The sequence below is a fragment of the Croceicoccus marinus genome (assembly GCF_001661675.2).
GTDB lineage: Bacteria > Pseudomonadota > Alphaproteobacteria > Sphingomonadales > Sphingomonadaceae > Croceicoccus > Croceicoccus marinus.
The window spans coordinates 156,145-182,808 of sequence record NZ_CP019603.1; the positions used below are offsets into that span (position 1 = coordinate 156,145).

General features: G+C 58.2%; 15 protein-coding genes and 5 pseudogenes. 7 read left to right on the plus strand and 13 right to left on the minus strand.

Annotated features, from left to right (window positions below; all coding sequences use genetic code 11):
* Positions 1-85 precede the first annotated feature (85 nt).
* From A9D14_RS15005 to A9D14_RS20145, 5 genes and pseudogenes are all read right to left on the minus strand, one after another.
* Positions 86-1,304: pseudogene (locus A9D14_RS15005) on the minus strand (IS701 family transposase).
* 87 nt (positions 1,305-1,391) lie between these two features.
* Positions 1,392-2,345, minus strand: a complete 954-nt coding sequence (locus A9D14_RS15010) for a flavin reductase family protein (protein WP_232469083.1) — start codon at positions 2,343-2,345, stop codon at positions 1,392-1,394.
* A 599-nt stretch (positions 2,346-2,944) separates the two neighbouring features.
* Positions 2,945-3,733, minus strand: a complete 789-nt coding sequence (locus A9D14_RS15015) for an SDR family NAD(P)-dependent oxidoreductase (RefSeq protein ID WP_066849710.1) — start codon at positions 3,731-3,733, stop codon at positions 2,945-2,947.
* A 57-nt stretch (positions 3,734-3,790) separates the two neighbouring features.
* The gene (locus A9D14_RS20390) at positions 3,791-4,102 is read right to left on the minus strand and encodes a recombinase family protein (protein WP_239807474.1); all 312 of its coding nucleotides are present in this window, start codon (positions 4,100-4,102) and stop codon (positions 3,791-3,793) included.
* Between the two features lie 378 nt (positions 4,103-4,480).
* Positions 4,481-4,615: pseudogene (locus tag A9D14_RS20145) on the minus strand (IS110 family transposase); the annotation flags it as partial.
* 382 nt (positions 4,616-4,997) lie between these two features.
* Between A9D14_RS20145 and istA the strand changes: the two are divergent.
* From istA to A9D14_RS15045, 4 genes and pseudogenes are all read left to right on the plus strand, one after another.
* Positions 4,998-6,533, plus strand: coding sequence for an IS21 family transposase (gene istA, locus A9D14_RS15030; protein ID WP_066849713.1), 1,536 nt, complete (start codon positions 4,998-5,000; stop codon positions 6,531-6,533).
* Positions 6,523-7,329 (plus strand): IS21-like element helper ATPase IstB, encoded by an 807-nt coding sequence (gene istB, locus A9D14_RS15035; protein ID WP_066849716.1) that lies wholly within the window; start codon positions 6,523-6,525, stop codon positions 7,327-7,329. The genes istA and istB overlap by 11 nt, the downstream gene beginning before the upstream one ends.
* Before the next feature lie 554 nt (positions 7,330-7,883).
* A pseudogene (locus A9D14_RS20495) lies at positions 7,884-8,064 on the plus strand (hypothetical protein); the annotation flags it as partial.
* Between the two features lie 213 nt (positions 8,065-8,277).
* Positions 8,278-9,316: pseudogene (locus A9D14_RS15045) on the plus strand (IS5 family transposase).
* Between the two features lie 144 nt (positions 9,317-9,460).
* Here the strand turns inward: A9D14_RS15045 and A9D14_RS20570 are convergent.
* The 4 genes and pseudogenes from A9D14_RS20570 to A9D14_RS15060 form a co-directional block, all read right to left on the minus strand.
* Positions 9,461-9,570 (minus strand): annotated as a pseudogene (locus A9D14_RS20570) (IS21 family transposase); the annotation flags it as partial.
* A gap of 301 nt (positions 9,571-9,871) precedes the next feature.
* Positions 9,872-12,409 carry a TonB-dependent receptor gene (locus A9D14_RS15050; RefSeq protein WP_066849719.1) on the minus strand — a complete coding sequence of 846 codons (2,538 nt, stop codon included), beginning with the start codon at positions 12,407-12,409 and terminating at the stop codon, positions 9,872-9,874.
* A 778-nt stretch (positions 12,410-13,187) separates the two neighbouring features.
* Complete coding sequence (locus tag A9D14_RS15055; protein WP_066849722.1) at positions 13,188-14,444, minus strand: GntR family transcriptional regulator; 1,257 nt, start codon at positions 14,442-14,444, stop codon at positions 13,188-13,190.
* Positions 14,445-14,509: 65 nt separating this feature from the next.
* Complete coding sequence (locus A9D14_RS15060; protein ID WP_157668258.1) at positions 14,510-16,474, minus strand: tannase/feruloyl esterase family alpha/beta hydrolase; 1,965 nt, start codon at positions 16,472-16,474, stop codon at positions 14,510-14,512.
* 59 nt (positions 16,475-16,533) lie between these two features.
* Here A9D14_RS15060 and A9D14_RS15065 point away from each other — a divergent pair, with 59 nt between their 5' ends.
* On the plus strand, positions 16,534-18,627 hold the full coding sequence (locus tag A9D14_RS15065; RefSeq protein WP_083988096.1) for a TonB-dependent receptor: 2,094 nt from the start codon (positions 16,534-16,536) through the stop codon (positions 18,625-18,627).
* A 22-nt stretch (positions 18,628-18,649) separates the two neighbouring features.
* Here A9D14_RS15065 and A9D14_RS15070 read toward each other — a convergent pair whose 3' ends face one another.
* Complete coding sequence (locus tag A9D14_RS15070) at positions 18,650-19,471, minus strand: IS5 family transposase (RefSeq protein ID WP_066561326.1); 822 nt, start codon at positions 19,469-19,471, stop codon at positions 18,650-18,652.
* 44 nt (positions 19,472-19,515) lie between these two features.
* Here A9D14_RS15070 and A9D14_RS15075 point away from each other — a divergent pair, with 44 nt between their 5' ends.
* Positions 19,516-19,800: a TonB-dependent receptor gene (locus tag A9D14_RS15075; protein ID WP_157668259.1), complete on the plus strand. Its 285-nt coding sequence runs from the start codon at positions 19,516-19,518 to the stop codon at positions 19,798-19,800.
* Positions 19,801-19,965: 165 nt separating this feature from the next.
* Positions 19,966-22,074, plus strand: a complete 2,109-nt coding sequence (locus A9D14_RS15080; RefSeq protein WP_066849737.1) for a PKD domain-containing protein — start codon at positions 19,966-19,968, stop codon at positions 22,072-22,074.
* 76 nt (positions 22,075-22,150) lie between these two features.
* Here A9D14_RS15080 and A9D14_RS15085 read toward each other — a convergent pair whose 3' ends face one another.
* From A9D14_RS15085 to A9D14_RS15095, 3 genes are all read right to left on the minus strand, one after another.
* Positions 22,151-24,244, minus strand: a complete 2,094-nt coding sequence (locus tag A9D14_RS15085; protein WP_232469085.1) for a tannase/feruloyl esterase family alpha/beta hydrolase — start codon at positions 24,242-24,244, stop codon at positions 22,151-22,153.
* A gap of 234 nt (positions 24,245-24,478) precedes the next feature.
* Positions 24,479-25,315 carry a dienelactone hydrolase family protein gene (locus A9D14_RS15090; protein ID WP_066849741.1) on the minus strand — a complete coding sequence of 279 codons (837 nt, stop codon included), beginning with the start codon at positions 25,313-25,315 and terminating at the stop codon, positions 24,479-24,481.
* Between the two features lie 25 nt (positions 25,316-25,340).
* The gene (locus tag A9D14_RS15095) at positions 25,341-26,660 is read right to left on the minus strand and encodes a spinster family MFS transporter (RefSeq protein ID WP_066849743.1); all 1,320 of its coding nucleotides are present in this window, start codon (positions 26,658-26,660) and stop codon (positions 25,341-25,343) included.
* Positions 26,661-26,664: the final 4 nt, after the last annotated feature.

Here is a 26,664-nt window from a genome sequence, read left to right on the forward strand (position 1 = left end):
CTACTTTGGCAAAAGTGTAATTGGATTGGCACGCAGGGAGCATCCGCAATGGGGGCATTGCGTTTGCGGCAGCCGTGACAGGTGGTCAAGGATCGCTCGGCGTACCGCTGGCGGGCTGGGTCGCGGCGGCGGCCCGAGAAGTCTTTTTTCGTCCCGCCTGAGCGACCCGGCGGCTTTGCAGGAAGGCATAGGCCATCATCGTCAACAAGGCGTGACGTTGGAGCCTTGTCCACAATCGGCCCTCAAAGTGGTCAAGGCCGAGTTCCTTGAGTTGCTGATGGGCCTGTTCGCATATCCAGCGCACCTTGATCCCGCCGGCCAGAATCTTGATTGAGGTATCGGCAGGCAGGTTCGATAGATAGAATTGGCGTTCACCATTCGAACGATGCTCGCCTAACAGCCAGGCTTCCTCGCCCGGCATATGCTGGGCTGCGGCGGAACCGATCCGCTGAGGCGCACCATCGGCAGTCCGGACACGCAAGGCGGCGAAGCGCGCAGTCAGGCGCCCCTTCGCGTCTTCGAGCATGGCGTATGCGGCCCAGAATTTGACATCGGGGAAATGCCGGCTAGCCGGGCGGCCACGGCCTGCTACAGTAAAGGCAAGCTGCACATCGAATAGGTAAACCTTTTGGTGCCGGGAAACCCCAACGGCCCAGGGATGCCCGCGTGCGCTCAGCGCCTGGCCGGAACGGAGCAGACAGCCCGTAGCCGGCATCGGCCAGTACACAGCCGAAACGAACTCCGGCAGCGATGTCGCGATCGATCTCCTCAATCGCGATCTCGGGCTTGGTGCGATACTCACACAAAAAGCCTAGGGCACGCCAGCCTTACCCACTGGCGCAATATCGCTCGTCTAGCTTTCCGGCAGGGACAACCGTAAGCTCGGCTTAACCGGAACTTCGCCCGAGGCGAGTGTCACCTAAACCAGCGTCTGGCAGTACGCGTTCTTGCCCAGCGCCGTGTCGTACTGCGGCGCGACGCCGACCGGGGCCTTGCCTTTCTTCGGCAGGGCGGTGTCGTCGATGATCAGCCAGGCTCCGTCACCACCGACAAGTTCTTCCGCCTGGCTCCACAAGATCGCTTCCAGCGGGCGCTGTCCCAAAGACCTGCTCCGATGAAGTGATGCAACCGGTCATAGGCGATGGAATCCAAGCGAGCCGCCATTGGCTGGATGCTCTTGCGATCACCCGGCCAATCAGACCGGCGATATAGGCCGGACACATCCGTCGCCTTGTCTCGTTACCCAGCCCTCCCAGATATGGTGCGAGCCAACGCTCCTGATCCGCCCGCCAGTCCTCGACCATCGCCAGCCTCCACGAAAGCAGGCTCCCTATGAATCACGCACCTTGCCTCGGGGGGGGGGCAAAAGTCATACTTCTGCCAAAGTAGTGCTAGTTGTCTTGGTCAGCCTGCAGCGCATTCATCACTTCAAGATGTTGGACCGAACGGTTATCTCTGTGCTGGTCGAGCGTCTCGAGAAGCTGCGACAGCAGCGATCGCAACCGATCGAGTTGCTCGGCAGAGAACGCTTTCTGAGCGTCTGCCTCCATCGCCTTGGCCTTTGCGAAAAGCCCGATCATTGTCTCGCGACCGGCTTTTGTCAGAGCGATGCGCGCATCCTTTGCCAGCTCAATATGCCCGTCGGTCACCAGCCTTTGAATGTCGTCTTCCGTCCATTGCCAGCCTGACGCCTCCAATATGGAGTTCACCTCCTCGACAGTAGCCGCCCCCCCCTGCATCAGCACCGAGAGCGCGTAGTGATCGACCTGTGACAGGCCAAGTCCACTAGCCTCGAGCCGGACATCGTCGGTGAGCATGAAATAAGCGCGCGCGATGAGATAGTTGAGGTCGCGCCGATTTTGGCCGCCGCCGCCGGGGAACGTCTTGCGCGCATATTTCCCCCGGTGGAACAACAGAGGCTCCTTCTCCGACTGCTCGAGATCCAGGACTTCGCCGACAAATATGATGTGGTCGCCGCCATCGTATCGATAGGCCGTCCGGCATTCGAAGCGCGCAGCACAATCTTGCAGGAGCGGGACTCCGCCTTCGCTCTTTTTAAATTTCATTCCCTCGAACTTGTCGATACCAGGAGTGGCGAACCGGTTCGAAAGCGATTCCTGGTCGGCGCCGAGAATATGGACAGCAAAAGCGTCCACACTCATGAATGCCTCAATATTTGAGGACTTTTTCGCAAGGCTCCACAGTACCAGAGGCGGATCAAGTGACACCGAATTGAAACTGTTCGCAGTGAGCCCGATATTCCGTCCATCGTGGCTCGTTGTCACGATGGTCACCCCAGTGGCGAAACTACCAAGTGCGTCTCTCAACAATTTTGAATCGATCACTGTTTGCCTTTCGCCTCGTGGAAGGTGCCTGCCGCCCCGCATTCAAATAAACTCTACAGACCCCTCCCGCTCTTCCACCTTCCTAGGGATAGGAACCGGTTAGCCCACGGTGTCGAAGGACGGACTATGCGGTTCGAAATTGAACAAAGGTCTCGACAACTTCGTCGGACTGTAATGCTGGTCGAGTCGAGCGTCGTTGACGTGATGAAATCTCATGCAAAAGCTGCCCACATTTCACCCGCTGCAAGGCGCTTCACGGTCCGGCCGCCGGGACCGGACCCTAAGCGCCTTCTAGTTCAGCGGCCACACTGGACAAGGCAACCGGCATAATTGGAAAAGAGGAAAGCTTAGCTGGACACCCGCAACAACTCTGATTTTGGCCGCGTGATTGGGCGGCTTGAAGTCCGTAGCGTGTGGAGTGCCATTTCATGACGGCGCTGGGCCTTCTGAGGTTGTATTTCCGTCGCTGGTCAGCCCGATTCCTGCATTTCAAGCGCACCTATCTTGTGGCTGCCGCCGCTCGTGGACCGATGCCCGCCTCAGATCTCCTTGGCAGCGCTCTCCAACAAACCCCGTTTACATCTTTTCTAATGTGTCGCTCATCGAGGACGCCGATATGGGAGGGCCGCAAGCCGGCTCGTCAACGATCGGGGGAGAGTCCTGCTCGCCAAATATGTGAGCCGGTTGCCAATCCCCGGTATAGCGAAGGATTGCCGATGAACCAGAGCGTGGCATGCATAGGCCGCGCACCGGTCCACGTCCATCAGGCCCAACCTCCCCCACTTTAAATCGCTTACGGCAGCCATGTCGGTGTCGATTCCGCCGGGTGCAAAAGATCCAACGCTCACTCCCGTCCCGGCAAGCTCGACGGAGAGCGCCCGCATGAGGTTGCTGACATAGGCTTTGGAAGCGCCATAGACCGCTTGGAAAGGTACGGAGGTTTCGCCCGCTAGGCTCGAAACCGCAATTATTGACGATTCAAATGGCTGCTGCCTGAAGATTGCAATCAGGCCTGTGAGCAAATCCGTGAAGCTGAGTATATTTGTCTCAATTACCTCGGCATAGGCGTCGGCTCGGCTAGCATCAAATGGTCCGAAGCTGGTCAGGTCAGCAACCAACAAAGCAGCCGTTACCTTCAATTCAGCGACCTTGGCCGCAATTTTCTCTCTGCCCTCGATTTCACGTTGATCAGTCACTATGATCTCGCACGGGATATGGAACCGTTCATCAATTTCGGCCTGTAGCTCGCTCAAGTTGTCAAGTCTCCTGCCAACAATCAATGGCTTGGCCTGGTACCACTCCGCCAATCGAAGGGCGGACGCTCTGCCCAGACCGGCCGAAGCACCTGTAACCAGCACCCACGAGTTCTTGATTGGCAGCGGTTTCACGCGTTCTCCATAGTCTCATATAAGCCGGCTATGCCGAACTTTAGGCGGGCTGCCGCTTCAGGAACAGTGACGCCCGCTGCGATATCGGGCCTGCTTCTCATAGCTTTTTTGGGTGATGGCAGGAAGATTGCCGCTCGTGTTTCCTCGTTCGCGAGCGGTCTTGAGTCCGGCATGGGTGCGTTCCCGAATCAGATTGTGCTTCAATTGGGCAAGCGAGCCGAAGATATTGAACACCGTCATTCTGGCCGAAGAGATTGTGCCGATGGTTTCGCTGATTGAGTAGAACTCGATGCTGGACCTCTCCAGATCACCAACTTTCTTGATCAGGTGGCTCATCGAGCGCCCGAGACAATCCAGTTTCCAGACCACCAGCGTATGACCGCTGCGCAGATCGGCAGGTGACGCGATCAGGCCAAGGCGATCGACCTTTGCCTTGATGATCGTCGAATTTTCGATCGCAACCGGCAGCGGTCAATGAGGAGAGCTGGAGCGACACGTTCGTGTCTACGGTCGAGACACGTGCACATTCATAAGCGCCACATGCTGTCCGATCCTGACCATTTTCCCGTCGTGATGTGATCTTGTCCATATCACCGTTATAGGTCCAGAGTTAATGGACATGTTCGTGTCGACCGCCAGAAGACCGTCCGGGCTCGCAAGCGAAGGAGAGGATGCGTCGCGAAACGACGATTGTGAGCGTGGGTCGCCGAGCAACACGACATAGGCCCCCCCGGGGGGTCCCCTTACATACTCCGTCAAATGCCCGCGGGTCGCGTTGATCAACTGTGTGCGCTGACGGACCAGCAGGTCACGTGTGCGGAATCCCAACACCGATGCCTGCTGCTCTTTGCTCTTCGCCGTGACAAAGCGCGCATTTCTCCGCGGTCGGCAAGAGCCGCCGCAACATCTGGTCCGGTTGGAACGCGCGAGTGCTGCAAGGTTCACAACGGGCTTGCGTCACAGCGACGTGCCCATGCCCCCTACCGCACCTCGCCCGACGCGACGAGTTCATACGTCTGGTGCAATGATCTGATAAACTCCTACGCGGCGGTCTCAGATCCCAACCGGAGCGGCTCGCACGATCGCCAAATGCTGTACAGGATCACCGATAGCACGCGTGCGAGAGCTATGCGCGCCTTGCCTAGCCCCGAGTGTAGATTTCCGCTGAGAAGTGACCCGGGTGCGGTAAGAATTTCCACTGAGAATTGACCCATGTTGAACTCACCCCTGGCTTTGGCGAGCGGGGGATCATGGAGTGTTGGACATGGCGTTATTGAGCGTAATCCGGCGCTGGCATCATCGAGACCAGCTTTCGATCCGGGAGATTGCGAGACGCACGGGACTGTCACGCAATACGATCCGCAAGTACCTGCGTGCTGGCACGGCCGAGCCCCAGTTCAAGGTGCCCGAGCGGCCGAGCAGGCTGGACCCGTTTGCAGAGCGGCTCGCGCTCTGGCTGCGCCGGGAGATGGCCCGGTCGCGCAAGCAGAAGCGAGCCGTCAAGCAGTTGCACGCCGATCTGGTCAGCCTGGGCTATGACGGCTCCTATAATCGCGTCGCCGCCTTTGCCCGGGATTGGCGTGAAGACTACCGGCGCCAGCAGCACATGAGCGACCGGGGAACATTCGTTCCGCTGTCCTTTGCGCCGGGCGAGGCATTCCAGTTCGACTGGAGCGAGGATTGGGCGATCATTGGCGGCGTTCGCACCAAGTTGCAGGTCGCGCATGTCAAGCTGAGCTACAGCCGGGCCTTCATCGTCCGCGCCTATCTGCTGCAGACCCACGAGATGCTGTTCGACGCCCATAATCATGCCTTCCGCGTGCTGGGCGGCGTGCCGCGCCGGGGGATCTACGACAACATGCGCACGGCCGTCGACAAGGTCGGACGCGGCAAGGAACGCAGCGTCAACACGCGCTTCCTGGCGATGGTCAGCCATTATCTGTTCGAGGCACAGTTCTGCAATCCGGCAGCGGGTTGGGAGAAGGGACAGATCGAGAAGTACGTCCAGGATGCACGGCATCGGCTCTGGCAGCCCGTTCCGCAGGCCGAGAGCCTCGATGGCCTGAACCTGTGGCTGGAAGAACGATGCATCGCGCTTTGGAAAGACATCCCGCACGGGATCGAGCCCGGCTCTGTCGCCGATGCCTGGGCTGACGAGACCGCGAGCCTGATGCCCGCCGGCAGGCCCTTCGATGGCTTCGTGGAGCATGGTAAGCGCGTCTCGCCGACCTGTCTCGTTCACTTCGAGCGCAACCGCTACAGCGTGCCGGCCTCATTCGCCAACCGGCCGGTCAGCCTGCGGGTCTATCCCGATCGCTTCCTGGTCGTCGCCGAGGGACAGGTCGTATGCGAGCACAAGCGCATCATCGAGCGGTCCCATGATGGCCCCGGCCGCACAGTCTATGACTGGCGCCATTACCTGGCCGTCGTGCAGCGCAAGCCCGGGGCGCTGCGCAACGGGGCGCCGTTCCTTGACCTGCCCCAGGCGTTCCAGCGCTTGCAGCGGCATTTGCTGCGTCATCCCGGCGGTTACAGGGAAATGGTCGAGATCCTCTCGCTCGTGCTCCATCATGACGAACAGACAGTGCTGAGAGCAGTGACCGCGGCGCTGGAAGCGGGCGTTCCCACCAAGGTCCACATCCTCAACCTGATGCATCGTCTGCTGGACAGCAAACCGGTGGCGACACCGCCCGTCACCGCTCCGAAGGCCTTGAGGCTGGTCAGCGAGCCGCTGGCCAATGTCGAGCGCTACGATGCCCTGCGTGTCGATGGGCACCGGGAGAACCGTCATGCGTCATGATCCCGCCAGCGGCGCCATCATCGTCATGCTGCGCAGCCTCAAGATGCACGGGATGGCGCAAGCCATCATTGACCTCATGGAACAGGGATCGCCTGCATTCGAGGCGGCAATCCCTGTCCTGTCCCAGTTGCTCAAGGCCGAGACCGCCGAGCGAGAGATCCGCTCGGTCGCCTACCAGCTCAAGGCCGCGCGCTTCCCGGCCTATCGCGATCTGGCAGGCTTCGACTTCGCCAGCAGCGAGATCGATGAGGCGCTGGTGCGCCAGTTGCATCGCGGCGACTTCATCGATGCAGCCGACAATATCGTGCTCGTCGGTGGCCCCGGTACCGGCAAGACCCATGTCGCCACCGCCATCGGCATCCATGCCGTCGAGCATCACCGCAAGCGGGTCCGCTTCTTCTCGACCGTCGAACTGGTCAACGCTCTTGAACAGGAGAAAGCCCAGGGCAAGACCGGGCAGATGGCCAATCGCCTGCTGCACTCCGATCTCGTGGTCCTCGACGAACTCGGCTACCTGCCGTTCAGCGCCTCGGGCGGTGCACTGCTCTTCCATCTGCTGAGCAAGCTGTATGAACGCACCAGCGTCATCATCACCACCAATCTGAGCTTCAGCAAATGGGCGAGCGTCTTCGGCGATGCCAAGATGACCACCGCGCTGCTCGACAGGCTCACCCACCATTGCCACATCCTGGAGACCGGAAACGACAGCTTCCGCTTCAGGAACAGCTCCGCCCAGATGACCCCACCGCGAAAGGAGAAGCGCAAGCTTGACCCCACAGTGACAAACGAAACATAAGCTGCAGGCGGGTCAATTCTCGATGAAAACCCCGGGTCACTTCTCAGCGGAAATCAACACCCCGAGCGCTCGCCGATCGCCAGTGTCCCACTCCTTCATCGGCAACGACCGCTTGACCCGGTGCAAAATCACAATCGCTACCTCATACATTCGGGGGCAGCCTGACCGAGACCGGAACACTCAAGCGGGTGATGAACGCCTTTGACTGGCAACTCCAGAAGAAGGGCTGCATTCCGCTGTCGGGGCAGATTGTCGATGCCTCGCTTGTACCAGCCCCCAAGCCGGGAAACACCGAAAGCGAACGCGAGGCGATCAAGTCCGGCAAGAGTGCGAAGGATATCGGCCCCGACGAGCCGAACAAGGCCGCCAGAAGGACATCGTGCGCGCTGGACGCTCAAGATTGGCGGGAAAGTCGGTATCGCGCGGATGGAACGCCGCTGCCCATGATTGTCCTGCCGGTGTTCGGCAACAAATCCCACATCAGCATCGATCGCCGCTTCGGCATCATCCGGGAAATGGCGGTGACCTCGGCTTCAGCAGCGGACGGGCGGCTGCTCCGGCATTTCTTCAGGCCAAGGGGCACTTCGAGCGACGAGGCCACCACGAAACTGCTCTATCCGATCTTGAACCGATCGGAGAAAGAGTGGAAAAATGCCGCCGCGTTAGTGGACCATGGCGAAGGCCCAGTTCGCTGTAAAATTCGGTGAGCGCTTCATCAAAGCCATGGCGGCGTAATGTGCAACCGCCCGCCACACACGGAATTCCTGACAGTCCCACCGACCTTTCGCGGTCCATAAGTCGGCACCTTCGACACCGCGCTCGATATATGGACGCCTCGAAAAACCCTCTCCTTTGAGGTGATGATCTGATTCACTGCCTCCATTGATGAGCGGAGTGATGATGGTGGGTCAGCCGGGATTCTTTGATCTGTAGGATCGGTATGCGGCGCTGAGTGCGGCGGGAGATCCGCTGGAGCGTTTGTCAGCGGTGTTGGATTTCGAGGTGTTTCGCGGGCCGTTGTGGCAGCGCTCCGGCGGAGCGCTCGCGGCAAAGGCGGTCGGCCGCCGTTCGATCCGGTGTTGATGTTCAAGATCCTGGTGCTGCAGGCGCTCTACTCGCTCTCTGACGAGGGATGCGAGTTCCAGATCAAGGACCGTTTGTCGTTCCAGCGGTTCCTTGGGCTAGGGCTCGATGGCAGCGTCCCGGACGCGACCACAGTGTAGCTATTCCGCGAGCGGCTCGTGAAGGCCAAGGCGATAGACAGGCTTTTTGCGCACTTCGATGCGGCGCTGACCGATCGCGGTTATCTGGCGATGGGCGGGCAGATCATCGATGCGACCGTGGCGCCGGCGCCCAAGCAGCGCAATAGCGACGACGAGAAAGCGGCAATCAAGGAGGGCAAGATCCCGGAGTGCTGGAAGACCAGGCCTGCCAAAGTCCGACAGAAGGATCGCGATGCGCGCTGGACGGTCAAATACTCCAAGGCCAAGGTGAAGGAGGGCGGCTACCCTAAGGGCTTCAAGCCGGTCGATCTTGCCATCCCGATGTTCGGCTACAAGAACCACATCGGCATCGACCGAGCCCATGGGTTGATCCGCACCTGGGATGCCAGCGCTGCCAATGCCCATGATGGTGCGCGACTGCCCGAGCTTATCAGCAAGCAGAACACTGACTCAGGCGTATGGGCGGACACGGCCTATCGGTCGAAGAAGAACGAGGCATTCCTTGAGCGTGGCATGTTCAAGAGCAACATTCACCAGCGGCGAATGCCGCGTCGGCCGCTGCCCGAGCGCATCGCGCCGCCCAATGCCAGGCGCTCCGCTGTCCGCTCCGCGGTCGAGCACGTGTTCGCGGGCCAGAAGCACCGCATGGCCCTTTTCATCCGCACGATCGGCATCGCCCGTGCGCGGATCAAAATCGGAATGGCGAACCTAGCCTAAACTTCCAGCGGCTCGCATGGCTTGAGGGGCGAGGTGCGCCCGCTTAGCGCGAAACGGGGAGCCAAGTGACGCTCTAGCCCAAAAAAACTCAGGAAATGAGGTCAAAAAGGCCGACCCTCACGGCCCAAAGACTGTCATCAGCCCCCTCCTGCCGCCATCTTGACCAAAACAGCCGGTTATTCGAGGTGTCCATATTTCCGGATGGTGTTGGGATCATGCCCTGTTCGACGCGCGATCGCGGTCATCGACAGCCCCTGCCGGTGCAACTCCAGTATCATCATGCTTCTCCAAGTCGGATCATCGCCAGCGCCTCCTGCGGAGGTCATCGCGCCGATTTTGACGCCATCCAATGAGCCGGGGTTAACCCCGGCTCATTGGACAACCGCAATCGCCAATCAGGAAATTTCTATTGCCCACTTTTGCGGAAAATTAAATGCTCGGTGACACCGCGGCTATTCTGAATCGATGGCGCCGTGCGCGCACTATCGCAATGACAATGACGCCAGGGGACGTCTTCCAAAAAAAGAAAAGGGGGGCGCACCGAAGTCCGCCCCCCCCCCCCCGCCGGTCCGCTCAATACAGGACCGCTTCAATGCCAGTGATCAGAAGCTGTAACTGGCTTCCACACCCCATGTGCGCGGCGGCCCCAGATAAAGACTGTTGTAGGGTGCAGCCGGCAGGATAACCGAAACACCAGCCTGATATTCCACATCGAAGATGTTTTTAAGATAGAAGCCGAGGTCGAAGCTCGAGCCGCCTATGCCCTTCAGATCGATGCGGCCATTAGCCAACGAATAGCCTTCCAGCTGGAAACCCTGCTGACCGCCGTAGTCCGCCGTCATGTACAGATCCCCACTGAAAATCAGGTCAGCATCTGCCGGCTTGACCGGTGCAATCCAGCTTGCGCTGAACGTACCTGCGAATGTGGGGGTCAGCTTGTTGATTTGTCCCTCGCCGAATGTGCCAACATTGGGCCCCAGCTCCCCATTGGTGTTCACGGGCAAAAGCTCGTCGATGTCCGTTTGCGTAATAGCGCCGTTGAACCCAATGGTCAGGTTATTATCGGGCGACACGCTTGCATCGATTTCGACGCCATAGATACTGAGATCGGCGGCATTGATAATGAACGATGACGGAGGAACATCAAGCGTACCGCGAGGAAACAGGAAATTGCCCGAATTGGACAAAAATTGGGTCGCATTCTCGTACTTTGAATAGAAGGCGGCAAGGTTCAGGCGACCTCGCGCACCTCCCAGAAAAAAGCTAAGCTTTTCGCCAATTTCTACGTCGGTCACGCGTTCCTGCTTAATGGTCTGGTATCCCGTAAGGTCGACACAGGATAAGGAATAATTCCCTGAAGGGCAGGTAACCGGATCGGACTCGAAGAGTGGAAAGTTTAAGTTTCTTGGGCGGACGCCCCGGCGACTAGTGATATAGACCATCAGGTCCGGATTTACTTTGTAGTCGAAGCCGATTGTCCAGGTGGGATAATCATCTTTCGTAGAGGCACGACCGAAACCGTCACTGAATTCCGTCGGCGTACCAACGCGGTCCGCAATATTTTGCTTACACTCGTCAAAAGAGACCGATTCAAACGTTGCCGGATTACCAGGGTTATAGCAAAACTGTGTCTTGTCCCAGCTATACCGACCGCCAACGTTGAAATTCAGCCTTTCATTAAGCGGAATTGTGATCTGACTGTAGATAGCAAAGCTCTGATTTTTCACATGCGTTGTTGTGGGTGGAATGCGGCCCAGCGAGGAGAAGGTCGTGAATTGGTCACCAGAGGGACCGGCGGGGCCATCGACGCTGTAGTATGCGCCTAATATCCCGTTTAGACCGCTGCCACTATCGAAGATGAGTTGAAAATCGTTATCGATATAGTCGCGCACGTAGCGCTGCTCGGCGTAATAAACGATAAACGGTTGGGTCACGAGCCCACCTAGAAACGGATTAGAGAATCCGCCTTGATCTAGGATCGGCACGGCACCGGTGTTGATTCCTTGATCGTTAGTATTCTTACGATACCCGAAGATGTTCCGGATCGACAGGCTATCGCTTAAATCCACATCGGTCGTGTTCACGACAGCGATCGATTTTCGATAGGCGCGGCCGCCGTTGATACCGCCATCGAATGCACCGCGCGGATTTTCTCGTGCATAATCGGCAGCAAGGTTAGCAAGTGAGACCGCTGCGGCTGCCCGGGCTGGATCGCCCATGAGCGGCAAGAATGCAGTGTTTTGGAAGGGCGCAAAATCGGCTTTATAGAGAAATAGGCCAGCTGCCCGCTCATCCGCCTCGAAATATTCGAACACGGTGGTGTTCGATATTCTATCGGTCGGCTTTATCGTTAGCGATGCGCGAACGCTGTCATTGTTAATGTCATCGAACCCCGGGTAGCTGCCTGCATTGGGATCGTTAACTCCTAACGCCTGAACCTCCGGAAGGGCGAAGAAGTCAGAGTCGAGTGAACGAATTCGTTCATCCTGCCGGCGGATCTGCCCAGCGACGCGCAGCGCGACAGTGCCAGGAATGATGGGGATATTGATTGCGCCTTCAAGAGCGCGATATTCATACCGTCCATAGGTTCCACGGACATAGCCTCCAAAATCATACAGATCCGGCTGCACTGTGTTGACTAGAATCGCTCCACCAAGCGTCGATTTGCCAAAAAGTGTTCCTTGAGGCCCTTTCAGGACCTGAATGTTCGCGATGTCATATGTAGGGATACTCGAACCGAGGCTGGGGATCGCAATATTGTTGAAATAGGTTACGACACCCGGAGTCGTGAGCCCGACAGGAAGCTGCCCGATGCCGCGTAGGCTGACATTCGTCGTGCTTTTGCCGCCTTCCGAGTTGAAATTCAGACCAGAAGCAATCGACCGTACGTCGGACAATTCCTGCACAGTACTGCGCTCAAGCGCTTGGCTGTCAAAAGCAGTCACCGCAACGGGGACATCCTGCAGTCGCTCATCGGTGCGACGCGCGGTAACGATGATCTCGCCTTGCCCTGCGGGTGAAGCTTCGGCGAGCTCCACTTCGGCACTGTCCTGATTTTCAGTATCCTGTGCGTGCGCGGGAAGCGCGACTGCAAGCGCGGCGCTAGACGCCAACAGGGCAGGATGAAGTAATTTTCGCATTGACCATCTCCCATAGAATTAAAATCTTTATGTCTGCTGCGAGGGTAGATAGCTCGAATGCCGGTGCCATGACCTATCTTAAGGTGGGGACCGTTTTTTTCCATTGGGGGCGTTTGCGTACGCCCACCAGGGGCATTTCGGCAGACGATGGGCCCGAGGTATTTTGCCTTTCGCAGACTATGCACTCGTGATCCGTTTTCTGATCTGGATGTCGGTGGCTGCGCTGAACGAGTGCGCGACAAGGTCGAAGCGTTGGGGGCATCCCGACCGCAGCAAATGGTCGTCGGGTGCGGCATGCGAGAATTCGACATTGCCGGCATGGCTTCGGCCTAGGGCTTTTCAATCGCGCCCATCTGATGAATGGTGCATCGATGATCGCTCTCTCCTAACGATCCCATGATTTCACATTCGATGGCTTTTCGCTGGTACATACAAGTCGATAATGCTGGGCAATGTTCTCGATACAAATGCCCGGCTGATCGAAGCGGGCATGGATGCTGATTTCTATGTCCGCCATGGCTTTTGGCCATAGTTATTTTACTCAGGTAGCGGAAGTGTCCGAGGCATTCGCTGCCTGGCGTGTAACTGTCGCGTTCTTCGACCGGAACCTCAAACTGAAAGGCCAACGCTATCAGGACCGCCGATAATCAAGCATATAGATCCCGCGAAAAACGAGGATAGCCGCGCCCTCTCGAAGAAGTATTATAACAGGTTTCGCAAGGTGCCGCGCCGCGCGGGGAAGGTGCTGGCCGCGGGAAATCAGGCGTTGGCCGTCGGTCTAGAACGTATCTGTTATTACAGCGATTTCCGCATCGATGTGCTGGCCGAGGCTATCGGCCAACGCGAAATTGCGGGCGCGCAGCGCATTCAACTGATCCAAAGTGCGATCGGCGATGAGTTGAAGATTGCCGAAGCCGGTGCTTACCGTTTCGCCGGCAAGCGAAGCGCGATAGGTAGCCAGAGACTGCTCGAGCAGGCTTAGAACCGGATTGTCGATGATTTCCCAATCCAGCTTGATCCGCTTGATCTGGGTGACAGGTTCATCGAACTTCTGCTCGGCCGTAAGTCGGGTCATGTCGTTAAAGTCGCGCTCGCTCGCTCGCATTCCGCACAGGATGCGGTTCGCGCGGCCTATGATTGAGAGAAGCGGGAAGAACTCGGCGCGTGTCAGCCCCGCCTTGCGGTATGATGCACTAAGCAGGCGGATCACATGAGCCGGGTGTTCGGGGAGGATGTCGACGCCACCGCTGCGACCCAGACGGCATTGGACTATACCCTCGTCCTGAAGAATTCGCATTGCCTGGCGGGTTACTTGACGACTGACCCCAAGATTGGCGGTTATGGAGGCTTCCGACCGGGTGCGGTGTCGGTCCTCACGGTCAAGGCTCGCGATCTCCCCGGCAAGAAGGTGGACTGCATATCCCGCAAGGCTATGACTGCCTCCGGATGCTGCGGCAATCTCGGCCAGGCCCTCGGTGCATTCGTCAACCGTGTCGATCGCGTCGATAAAAATTTGCAGGCAATTTTCCCAAGGAATTTCTGACCTGAGTTTATAGTTTGCATCCTGGTCGGTGAAAGGGTTCCGCATTCCGATGCAGTAGCGAAACTCGCGATCGAACGAACCGCTCTGATCCACCGGCCAATCGCGGCAATATCGTATCGCAAGATTGAGGATCGTGCGCGCTTCGTGAATCTGCGCCTTGCTCAGGCCTCTCAGCTGGAAATAGCGCGCCAGTTTCGCGGTAGGGGTCGTCTGAACATTTTTGACGACGATGAGGCCGCCTTGCGCGCCTCTGCGCATTCGCGCCACACCCCAGTTTTCGAGCAGTCTTGCCGCCTCCAGAAACGTCTCTCGGCCCAAGCCGAATTGTTTGCAAATATCCGGCGCCTTGCCGACGAGTTGGTGGGCGGGATACCCGCGTCGGCTGATATCGTCTCGGATCTGTTCAGCGCAAAGCAAGGCGGCGGTCGCACGACTTTTGGGCTCGCAGACCAGTCCTTTATGAATTGCGCCCCAATCGAAGCAAATCTTCATACCCCTCATGGTCTCCCGGCATTGGACGCATTACATGCGCTCTGAGTTCTGGCAGCGTCTATTTTCTATCGTTTTTGGCATTGCCAGTTTGCCGCATCATATACTCCGCCGGACGTTTGAACACCCTTGAAGGTTGCGACTGTCGGGTATGGGCACAAAAGGAAATCACGGGACGTTCCGGTGGGAGGCGGAACGATGACGCCGGAAACGGTACCCGATTGATCGGCGAACGCCATCTTCGCACGATCTGGTCCGCGGTGCGCAACGACCGGGCCCGGCGCTTTGCCCTTCTCGACCCAAGCAATCAGTTCCCGTAATAGTTGATCTGGCGCATCGGCGGGGCCCGTTCCACCGCCGCAATGCGCCATGCCGGGAATGCGGTAATAGGCCGCCATATCCCGGAAACCCGCCATGCCTCCATCCGCCTTGTTGCCGGCTTCAAGGAAATATTGCTCCGTTTCTATGTCGGAGCAGCACGGATCGCTCACGCCGTTCCAGAACAGGACCTTGCCTCCGTCCCGTTGGAACGGGCGAAGGTCGGTATTATAGGGGTAGCCGAAATCGAGCCGCTTCGCGGCAGCAAACCAGGCATCTATGTCCTTTTGGCTCGACAGGTCGAAGTCTTTCAGGACATCATACTCCTGCCCGAAATAGGCGCGAGCCAGAGTGTCGACTATGACATAACCGGGACTGCCCTTTTGCATATTGTCCGGACTGGGCTCTGGCGACCACGGCGGCGGAGAGGCCCCGAGGAATCCTGACCACACCGAAAGATTGGAGATCGGGAAGCCTTCCGTAAGCTTGCCTTTGGGGCTGCTCGGCCCTTCGAGGACAGCCTCGATGCTACGAATTTCGGGCTGAGTCAGACAGTCCTCACCGTCGCCCGCCTTGCAGGCGATGGTCTGAAAATCGAAGCTGCACATGCGATGATCGTTGATCATCTGGTCCTTGGCTCCATCCAGTGCGTCGCATGCCTTTAATACGTGCCCCTCGGCCATTTGGAGCTTTGCCGGAGAGAGCCAGGCGCCCGGTTCGCGTATCATCTGACGTGTATTGTAAAGGAATTTCAGCTGCGTGGCGCTGCTGCGACCGCCTGGCGCCCCGATCAATACGCCATCGTAATCCTCTGGATGGCGATCGATCGCCATCATGCCCATGCGTCCTCCACCCGAGCAGCCCGAATGGTATCGATACATCGAGTCGACGTCATAATATTGCTTGGTGATCTGCTGCGTAGCGACCGTGACAACGTGTCCGCCACGATGGACGTGATCCATGGCCTTTGCCGGATCTTCGCCCATGAAACGCCAGTCGAGCATCGAGCCCTGCCGACCTGTATCGGTTCCTGCGACCGCGAAGCCCATGTTCAACGGGTTGCCAGCGGGAACCTGCGAGTCGGTTGGCACATATCCGGCCGATCCGCCAAGGCCGATGAAATAGAACCGACCCGCCCAATCCTTGTCGGGAAGTTGGAGGCGGAAATTAACCTCGTTGGGTCCGGGGTCATTCGTGGTTACGTAACCCTCGACCCTGCAATGGGCGACCGGCTCCACGATCGCTTCTGCCGACACAATGGTGGTGTCGGCAGGTGCCATCGCCTGGATTGCCGACACATTACATTCGGCCGCGGGCGCCATTGTTGACTGCGCGCTGGGTACGAGCACGCTTGCGTTCGTTGCCATCGAATCCGCATCGGCCGTGCTGCAGCTGGCCAGAACGAATACCAGGGTCAGTGAGCATGCCGCGCCCAGTCTGCCTGCGGTCAATCTTACCATAATCGGCATCCTCTGTGTCCCAATTTCCTGTTCCCGGCCGCAAAAATTTGATCCGGTCGGTTGTTCGGGGACCAACGTATTTCGGCGATGGAGAAAAAAAGAGTCTGCCAAAACATCCGTGGCTAATTCCGGCTTTCCAGCTTTCCCATCCCAACTCTTGCGTGCAAGCCTTGGGCCGTGCCCTTCTTTAAGCGGAAAGGCGAAGTAAATCAGCGGCCAAGGTTCAATCGCCAATTCGCCGTCTTTTTTAGCCAAGGCCCCACGCTAGCGTTTCCCGCAAGCTCCTCGAAAGGAGTCAATAGCTGGGAGGGATTATGAAAACTCTGGCCTTGGCCTTGGCATGCACGGCATTAAGCAGCACTACTCTATTCGCCCAGACAACAGTCGATGCATCAGGCCAGACGACGGAAAACGGTCCCAAAGAGATCATCGTGACGGCGCGGCGAACTGGGGAGAACATTCTCGACGTTCCAATTTCGATTATCGCCGTCAGCGGAGATGAACTGAACGAAAAGAACGTCAATACGGCCAATGACCTCTCATTCGTCGCCCCCGGCCTAAGCATCCAGAATACGTCGTCAAACCGGGCCACTACTACCTTCTCGATGCGCGGGCAGGGCCAGACGTTTGGCCAGATCGCGCCCGGCGTAGTCGCCTATATGGCCGAAGTTCCGATCCCCGAAGGGAGCTCGGGACAGTTTTACGATCTTGAAAATATCCAGGTGCTTAAGGGTCCTCAGGGAACGCTTTTCGGTCGCAATGCCTCGGGAGGCGCGATCCTTTTTACTCCAAAAAAGCCCGGCAACGAATTCAACGGCTATGTCATTGGAAGGCTTGGCGATTACGGCCGGCAGGACGTGGAATTCGCCGCTGGCGGTGCAATCGCCGAAGACGTGGTGCAAGTGCGATTGGCAGGCCAGTTCCTCCATCGGAACGGCTTTACGACAAATCTGTTCGATGGTGGCAAACTGGATAACGAGGATCGAAAATCTGTCCGTTTCAGCGTCGTCGTGACGCCGTTCGAAGGATTTGAGAACCACACCATATTCTCATACGCAAAGTTCGACGATGATGGGTCAGGGCAATCGCTTGGCGGGATCGTGGAGGACAATCCCACTTTCCTGCTTCCCGGAACATTTACCGGCGTACCCTTGCTGCCCGCGCTTCAGGATGCGCTGGCAGCGCAGGAACAGCGAGGGCCGCGCGTTGTCGATCTGGACTGGCCGACGCATAACGGGCTCCGCTCGCGCGACCTGATCAATATCACGACATTCGACGTCACCAATTCCATCACGCTGAAAAACATCTTCAGCTATAGCTGGTATAAATATGAGTATCTGCGCGACCTCGACGGATCGCCATTACCTGTTCTTGGCGTTTCCAACCCGTTTCAGTCCAACTGGATCAATCAGAGGACCGAAGAAATCCAACTCCGCGGTGTGTTCGGCATCGTCGAGGGCGTGGTCGGCTACTATGATGAACGCTATGACACCGAGGCGGGAAGCGTAGGCTTTGACACGGAACAATATATCGCCGCTCCGTTAGGGCCTGTTTTCACATATGTAGGGCCGATCGGCGCGATCAATGTGGCCGCCGGCAGCCTGAACACCAGCAAGGCCTTCTACGGGGAGTTCAACCTGCAACCTGTAGACGACCTGACGCTCACGGCAGGAATCCGTCAAACGCGCGACTTCCGTTCCTCTTCTCAGCTGGGGACGACCCTGACCTTTCCAGATGCATTCGGTCCGGGTGCAGATCTTGTCATTCCCGGCACACCGAATGAAAGTTCCGGCAAATTCAAGGCAACGACCTGGAACCTGGCGGGACTGTATGAATTCACACCTGATCTCAGCGCCTATGCCACGGTGCGGCGCGGCTACAAATCGGGGGGTGTCAACGGAACCGCAATCGATCCTGCGGATCAGCTCTTCGCTCCCGAATGTGTGACCGATTACGAAATTGGCGTGAAAAGCCGGTTTAACCTGGGGTCGGTCGATGTGTTCGCTAACCTTGACTATTTTTATGATGATTACACCAATATCCAGCGCTTTATAAATCTGAACACGGTGCCTGCATCCACCGTCACGCGAAACGCAGCCAAAGGCAGCATTCAAGGTATTGACCTGGAAATAGGACTGCAGTCACGACTGTTCGATATTACTGCCGGCTATAGCTATCTAGATGCCAAATACGATGAATACATCGATCCGACACGCGGAGATTTGAGCAACAGCGACTTCCCGAACACGCCAGAACATCAGCTTACGGTAGCACCGAAGTTCAAGTTTCCCGTGCCCGACGACATTGGCGAGGTCAGCTTCCTTGCGAACATCTATGCGCGCAGCAAGATCGCATTCGATCCGATCAACAAGCCAAACGGCAATCCAATCACCGATCTAAGAGTCTGATTCAAAACTAACCGATGTGATTTCATAGCCTTGTGATGCGGCGCGTGAGGAGCTGGATCGATGCGATGAACAGCCACGCGGTTGCCGAGGCGATGGTCTGCTCGAAGTCCTTTGCGAGACGCCGGTTTCGGTTGAGCCATGCCAAAGTGCGCTCGACAGCCCAGCGGCGTGGGAGAACCACAAAGCCCTTTGCTTTGTCGGACCGTTTGACGATTTCGATGGTCCACTTACCAACCCTGCGCAACGCCTGACGGAGCTTGTCGCCAGCATATCCGCCATCGGCGAAGACATGCCGTAGCCACGGGAAGCGATGGATGATTTCGGCGAGCACCAGCGGTGCGCCATCACGATCCTGGATGTCGGCGGTGTGGATTACCGCATGAACGAGATTTCCATCGGTGTCGGTGAGGATGTGGCGCTTGCGTCCCTTGATCTTCTTGCCTGCGTCATAGCCCCGTGGGCCGCCACTTTCCGTGGTTTTGACGCTCTGGCTGTCGATCACTCCGGCGCTTGGCGACGCCTCGCGGCCTACAGCTTCGCGCCCGATCAGCAACAGGACATGATTGAGCGACAGCCACAGCCTGTTATCACGCCACAGGTAGAACCAGCGCCGCACCGTCGAGACTGGCGGAAAGCAGGGCGGTAGCATCCGCCATGGCAGTCCGCCCCGCAGCAGATACAGGATCGCTTCGACAATCCGCCGCAGCGGCCACTTGCGAGGGCGGCCAACATGAGAAGGTGGCGGGAAGAACGGCTCCAGCACCGCCCATTCGGCATCGGTCAAATCACTTGGCAATGCCAGTTCCGCGCGGGCATACAGTGCGCGAGTGGTGTCGGTCCACATCGTTGATTTCCTTTGGTTCGTTGCAAAACCGCTGAATCAACGACTTGGGTAAGCGTCAAGCTAACCAGCTGATACCACTCAACTTAATTTCGGATCAGGCTCTAAGCCCTCCGGGTGCAATCGGCGCTGGCTACACCCGGGTGGATTTGCGCCTTGATTGGAAACGGGTCGCCGGCAGCCAGTTCAGCGCGGCGCTGTTCATGCGAAATGCTTTTGACGAGGAATATATCGTCGGCAGCAATAACCAGCTCCCGACGCAGTTCGCTTCCGTTTCCTATCTCTATGGCGAACCTCGAACATTTGGCGGCGAAATCAGGTTCGACTTCTGATCGCACGGACGGCCGGCTCAAGTCCGGCCGTCCGCTACCGACTTGGGTTTGCGAGTCCCCCGGTCTCCTGATTGTCGCAGCCAGTTGCAATTGAACGACTATTTTCGTGGGCCAAAGCCTTTAGATTGTGAGGTGTATTGCAATCAGGCGCGGTGAATAATTGTCATGAACAGGAATTCGATCTTACAGATAGGCCCGGACCTTGTTGAGGTTTCAACTTATATTCCTCAAGATTCGTACTTTGGCCGTCCCTATATAGACCGCGATGAGATACGTGATGCTCCTGGTGTCCACCGCAACATACATGGCGGGTTTGAAAATACCGATACGCGTTTCAACTTCTACTTTCCTGCCATCGAAGTATATGGCGGTAGAATGTTCCAGCCGATGGAAGGTGGCCATGCCGGGCATGAGAATATTTTCGGCGAAGGCCCAGTCGCGGAGATTTCCGGCGGCATGGCGATGGCCTTTCGAATGGGCGGATACATGGTGGAGTCGAATTGTGGCCACATCGGCGACGATATCGACGAAAGGGCTGGGCCCGATCCCACGCTTTATGGCTATCGGGCGGCGATCGAATCCGCGCGCCTGTCGCGCCATCTCGCAAAGCAGATATATGGTGCCGAACCGGCGAATGGGTATGTCTATGGCGGAAGCGGCGGGGGCAGGCGCTCGCCCGCCTGCATCGAATATGGCTCCGGGGTCTACACAGGCGCCCTTCCTTATCACGGTGGGGGCAACATCGCGGACCATGGGACACGGTCGCGTGTGCGTAGTGAACAGCCGGTGCATTTCGGCCTGATGTTCAACGTCCGGCGGCTTCTGGGTAACAGGCTGCCCGGGGTGATCGATGCAATGCAACCCGGCGGCAGCGGCAATCCTTTCGAAGGATTGACCGTGCACCAACGCGAGGAACTGGCTAATCTATACCGGCTGGGTTTTCCGCGCGGCGCCGAATTCATGATGAGCCAGCCTTTTGGCCAGATATGGCTGTGGACGTCTATCGCGGACATGCTGCTGGAGGAGGACGAAGATTATTTCTCCGGTTTCTGGAGCAAGCCGGGTTATATTGGCCACGACGAACCGCAATGGGTTAAACCCGACCTGATCGACACCGAAGTTTCCGTCAAACGTGTGCTGACCGCGCGTGATTTGAAAGAGAACCCGGAATTCGCCGACGCGGCGATACAGGCTGCCGCCTATCCCGCGATATTTATTGCAACGCTGAACCACACGCTCGATCTGCCGATGACCCTTGAAGTGGACTTACCCGCAGGGGGGTATCGGCAGGGCGCGGGCGTATACATGCAAAGCGGCGCAGCGAGGGGGCGCCGCCTCTACGCCATGGCCGAGGCAAGCGACATGCTGTTTTGCGATGGCCGGGGCGAGGCCAATCTGGAGCGGCTGACAGGAGTCGTGCCTGGCGACCGGGTCCGCATCGATAATCGCGCGTTCCTCGCCTATTGCTATTATTACAAATATCATCTGTCTGAGGAGCCAATCTGCGATTTCCTTCGCGTGGACGGACAGCCGATTTTTCCGCAACATGACGTGCCGCTTGCCTCGCCCTTGATGGGCGTGCCCTATTCGGGCCAGTTCGATGGGAAGGTGATGTGGATCCATGCGACGCATGACACATCACTATGGCCGCCCCAGGGCTTGAGCTATCATCGAGCGGTCGAACACGCGCAGGGTAAAGCAGGATTGCGGGACAATTTCCGCATACGCTGGACCGAAAATGCTGAGCACACCCCGCCCAACATGGTGCCGCCGCAACCCAACCGCTCGGGCGCCAATTGGCTGGTCAATTCTCAAGGGATAATAGAGCAGAGCCTTGCGGACCTGATCGACTGGGTTGAGAATGGGGTGGAACCGGCAGGAACCTCGTTTGCGTTTGTCGATGGCAAAATCGTCCTGCCGCCCGATGCCGCGGAGCGCGGAGGCATCCAACCCGTGGTCCACATCGCATCACCCGCTGGAGGAGAGCTAAAAACGAAGGTGGGCGAAAACGTCGAACTTATGGCCAGCGCGGAAGCGCCGTCGGGGGGCAAGATTATCGCCGTCGAATGGGACTTCGACGGCAAGGGGGTCTATCCTTTGTCCAACGACATCGCCGCCGGGCAGTCACATGTGGAGGCAAGGGGCCAGCATGTTTTCGATGCACCGGGAATTTATTTCCCGTCGGTTAGGGTTACGGCCCATCGCGACGGCGACTTGGGGGCTAAGCAGCGCAGGCTTGAAAATGTGGCATCGGTACGCGTCGTAGTAAGCTGACTTCGGCGCAATAACGAAAAAGAAGGGAGCCGTACAAGGCGTGCGGCTCCCTTCTTCATTTCAAGGGTGCGTGCGGTCAGCGCACGATAATTCTCGCAGATGCCAGATTTTCGATCTGGCGCCGAGCGTTTGGATTGCCTTCCCGGTTAAGCCGCACGCGGGCGGTTACGAAATAGGTACCAGGCTGATCGAAACGGCAGGAAATGGTTTCGCTCAAGGCGGTCTTGCCAGGTTCGACCTTGCTTTCACGATCGAACGTGCCGCTTGGGTTTGTTGCCCAATGCAATTGCGTAAAGGTTCCGGCCTGTGGCGGTGCCTCCGCGTCTACGACGACGGTGACGTCTTCCCCTGCCGATACTTCGGCCAATGGCGCACCATTGGCCTGCACTCGCACGACGGGCTGCGTTCCTCCGCGCTCCAACGCAGTTTTGGGCAGACTGACTTTGCCGTCTGCAAACGAATAGCTCGTTTCAGGCGGCTCGACGCCCTTTTCGACCCAGGCTGCCAGATCGACCAGGCCCTGCTCGATGGAAGGCATATAGTCGATCAGCCAGGTGGTCGTTGCCCGCCGTGCATGGCTGGGCAGCAGCATGGGGGGAACGTGTTCGGCATTTTCAGTCCACTGAAGGCGGAATTTATCCCGCGCTTTCTCCGGCCCTTGCGCCTGCTCCACCGCCTGTTTGTAGATGACCCCTTGGGGCGGCCAGAGCGACGCGTCATGCGTGTGGTGGATCCAAAGCAACTTGCCTTCGTACTGACCCGAGTAGGGTACACCCATCAAGGGAGAGGCCAGCGGCACGCCATGTTGGGGAAAGACCGGTTGACCGTCCACCCGAAGGAAATCGTTCAGCGCGTCATTCGACAAATGGTAGCGATACATGTAGCAGAACGCGAGAAACGCGTGATTGTCGATGTGCACCAAGTCTCCGGCTTTCGCGCCGCGGAACCGTTCCAGATTGGCTTCGGCCCGTCCGTCGCAAAAGAACATGTTGCCGACGTTTTGCATGCAATAGAGTTGCCGGCCTGCAATATCTCCGGTTTCGATCCTGACGCCTGCGCCCTGACGGTATCCGCCAGACAGCCCGTCAACCTCGATCCCGATCGGCAAATCCCACTCTCCAGTGGATGAGGCGCGCATGACCGCCATCGGCTTGGCATCGGCGAATTCGGGTCCCGAGAATTCCTCACCGATCATGTCTTGTACGGTGATGATGCGCGTGATCCGGGCCTGCGCGTCGATCAGATCATGCTCTATCCATTGGCGCTCGTCATGCCCGATGTAGCCGGGCTCGCTCCAGAAATTGTGGAAATATTCGGCATCCTCTTCCAGCAGCATCCCGGCGATCGAGGTCCACAGCCAGATTTGCCCCATCGGCTTAGCAATCATGAATTCGTCGCCGCGCGGATATCCGAGACGGTAGAGATTGGCGAGTTCCTCTCGTTCGTGGACCGACAGCCCATCGAACGGATTGCCGCTGCCGCCGGGTTGCATGGCATCGATAACCCGTTCTAGCTTTTCGCCCCGCAGAAGGCGCTGAACATTGAACATCGCTCCGAAGTGAACCGGCTGCTCGCTGCGGACCCTTGAATTCGTGCCGTGTGGCTCGACGTTTCCGCCGCCCATGAAGGGCAGGGCGCCATCATAGACGCCGCCGCAATATTCGAGACACAGAGGCGACCGGCGTCCACCTCCGCTGCCGCCCCAGACATAGCTGTAATCGGGTTCGCGCCCGTAAATCTGTCGGGCAACATACTTGGAGAAGCGGGCGCTTTCCACGCTGGCGCGATAGCCGTAGAGGCCCGGGTCCACTCCTGCGCGCGGATCGATGTCGTCCCCGATGTGGCCGCTATTCGATTCCACCATATACCCGCCAAGGCCGACCATCATTTCAAGTCCGCCAAGCAGTTCGCCCATCGCGCCCGCGAATGCCTCTTCATGCCCGGCATGCGCACCCTCCAGGGGATGATACATGCGTCCGCCCCATTCTTCCTTGGCGGGGAAATAGAAAGTGAACCTTGTATCGGTATTCTCGAAACCGCCGTGTACGTTGCGATGGGGATAGGGCTTCTCGCGATATTCGTCGCGATCGATGTAAGGCTGTCCGAAGTAACTATCGCGCACTTCGTAGGACTGCGTATCGAGTTTCTGGTCCAAGACTTGATCGGTCAAAGCATCCTCCTGATCATGAGCGCGCCTATGGCTGGTCGCGCCAATGCCCCGCCGCACCGGAGCCGGTTTCGGGTCGGGAGTGTGATGACCGTGCGTTGCACGGGAATAAAGTATGCCTAATCGGCGCAGGCGGTGCGTCTCACGTCAACCTGATGTATTGTGCAGGATCAACGGAGGAGCGGCTGCCTACCGGAACGTCCGGCGAAGATGGCTGATCGGTCATTGCCACTTGGGTTAACCGCCTGCCGCGTTAGCACGGCTTTCGGGCCCGTCCATGAAAAGGCTTGAGCGGAAGAACTCGATGATCTCGTCTCGTGCAGTCACAGTAGGCTGATCGGCCTCATCAATCAGGTGCAAGGTTACAACGCTGTGCGGCGTTTTGAGAGGGGCTTCCGGGTTTGCTGCGCTGTCAGGCAATACGGTGCCGACGAAGCGATCGCCCAGCGCCTTCTCATAGGCTGCGAAGCGTTGTGCCGGGCAGAACGTGTCACCCTCGAAACGATAGGCGCGGACCGTAAGGTCTTCGGTCTCCATGCGTTTCTTCACCTTCGCGAGATCCTCGGGAGATATGTGCAGGCCCGAACCATTGTGCATCGGCATCGAAGGCTGCGACAGCACGGGCGCGACCACCGCCTTTTCCAGCATCATGGACAAGGCGAAATTGCCGGTGAAGCACATGCCGATCGCGCCAACGCCTTTTCCGCCGCATTCACGGTGCGCTTCGGCAGCCAGCGCGCGCAGCCATTTCGTCACCGGGCTTGAGGAGTTCGAGGCAAAAGCATGGAACTCGCGGCTGATACAGGCGCGCGCCACGGTCAGCATGGCCTGACCGGCGCCGGGCATCTCACCGTCGCGTCCGAACAAGGAGGGCATGTACACCGTCAGCCCCGCATCGCGGACCCAGCGGGCGAAACGCGCCACATAGGGTGTGATCCCGGGAATTTCGGACATCACGATTACGGCGGGACCGCTTCCGGCCACATAGACGGTCTTGGTCTTTCCCAGGAGCGTCACTTTGCGCTTTTCGAAATCGTCTAGCGGGTCCCGTATCTCGGGATCGAATTCTCGCATGTTTCCCTCCCTTTAGTAGAATCTGCTAATCGGCGGCAGCCAGTTCCGTGCCCTGTTGTCCGATCCGGATGGACCGCGTAGCCAGCAGAAGGTGCAATCCCCCCCAGGCCACGAAGATCATCGCAAAGCCGATGCCCCAGGCGACGCCTCTCGTCCCGCCAACTGCTTCACTTACGGCGCCGATCAGATAGGTGCCGGCGCCCACCCCGATAAGGTTGGCCCCCAATTGCACCAGCGATACGGCTAGGCCGCGCAGGCGCGGTCCCGCCTGGTGGACGATCACGGAATAGACCGGCCCGTTATAGGAAGCGCTGAAGAAGCCACACATCAGCATGGCTGCGATAACCTGCCCGAGATTGTCGAAATATACCGTCCCAAGCCCCGTCAATGCAGTGGCAAAGGGGATCATCGCCCCGAACAGTGCGGTCCGAACAGGATTGAAACCGCCCCTGCGCCGGTTCAGCAGATCCACCGCCCATCCAGCGGCAAGGCCGCCCGCCGAGCCAAGTACCCCATATGATATGGCGATGAGAAGTCCCGCATCGGCAATCGGCATGCCATGCACACGAATGAGAAATGTCGTCAGCCATGTACTCATCCCATAGATGCCGGTGGCGATCAGAATGATTGCGAAGATGCAATGGGCAAGTCCGGGCCGCGCCAGCAATTCGGCGATGCGGGAACGCAGACCGGTCTTCGTCGCAAGTTTGTTGCTGGCCGGATATTCGCTGGCGTCCATGCCCCCACGCACCGGTTCGCGCACGCCGAACAGCAAGACCGGCGCTAGCAGGATGCCTGGAATACCCGCCGCAATGAATGCCCAGCGCCACCCGAAATTTTGCACGATCGCGCCGCCCGCGACGAAGGCTATCGCCAAACCTACACCCGAACTGAGATACCAGATGCCGATTGCCGTAGCGCGGCGGTTCTTGTCGAAATAATCGCTGAGAATGGAAATACCGGTCGGCGATCCGGCCGCTTCCGAAATCCCGACCACGGCCCTGCTGGCGAACATCGACCAAAATCCGACCGCAAGACCACAGAACGCGGTCGAGGCGCTCCAGACGGTCAACGCGGCAGCCATGATATTGCGCCGATTGAAGCGATCGACCGCGACGCCGAACGGAATCGCGGCCATCGCAAAGAAAATACCATAAGCAAATCCCGCAAGAACGCCGAGCCGGCCATCGCTCAATCCGAACTCCCGACCCATCGGTTCAAGGATCAGGCCGATGATTGCCCGGTCGATACCGTGGGTGGTCTGAACCGCCGTCAAAATGGCAAGAACGTACCAGCTATATGCGGGGGAAGGGGTCGCCGACCGAGGTGGCTCTCCGGATTTCATCGAA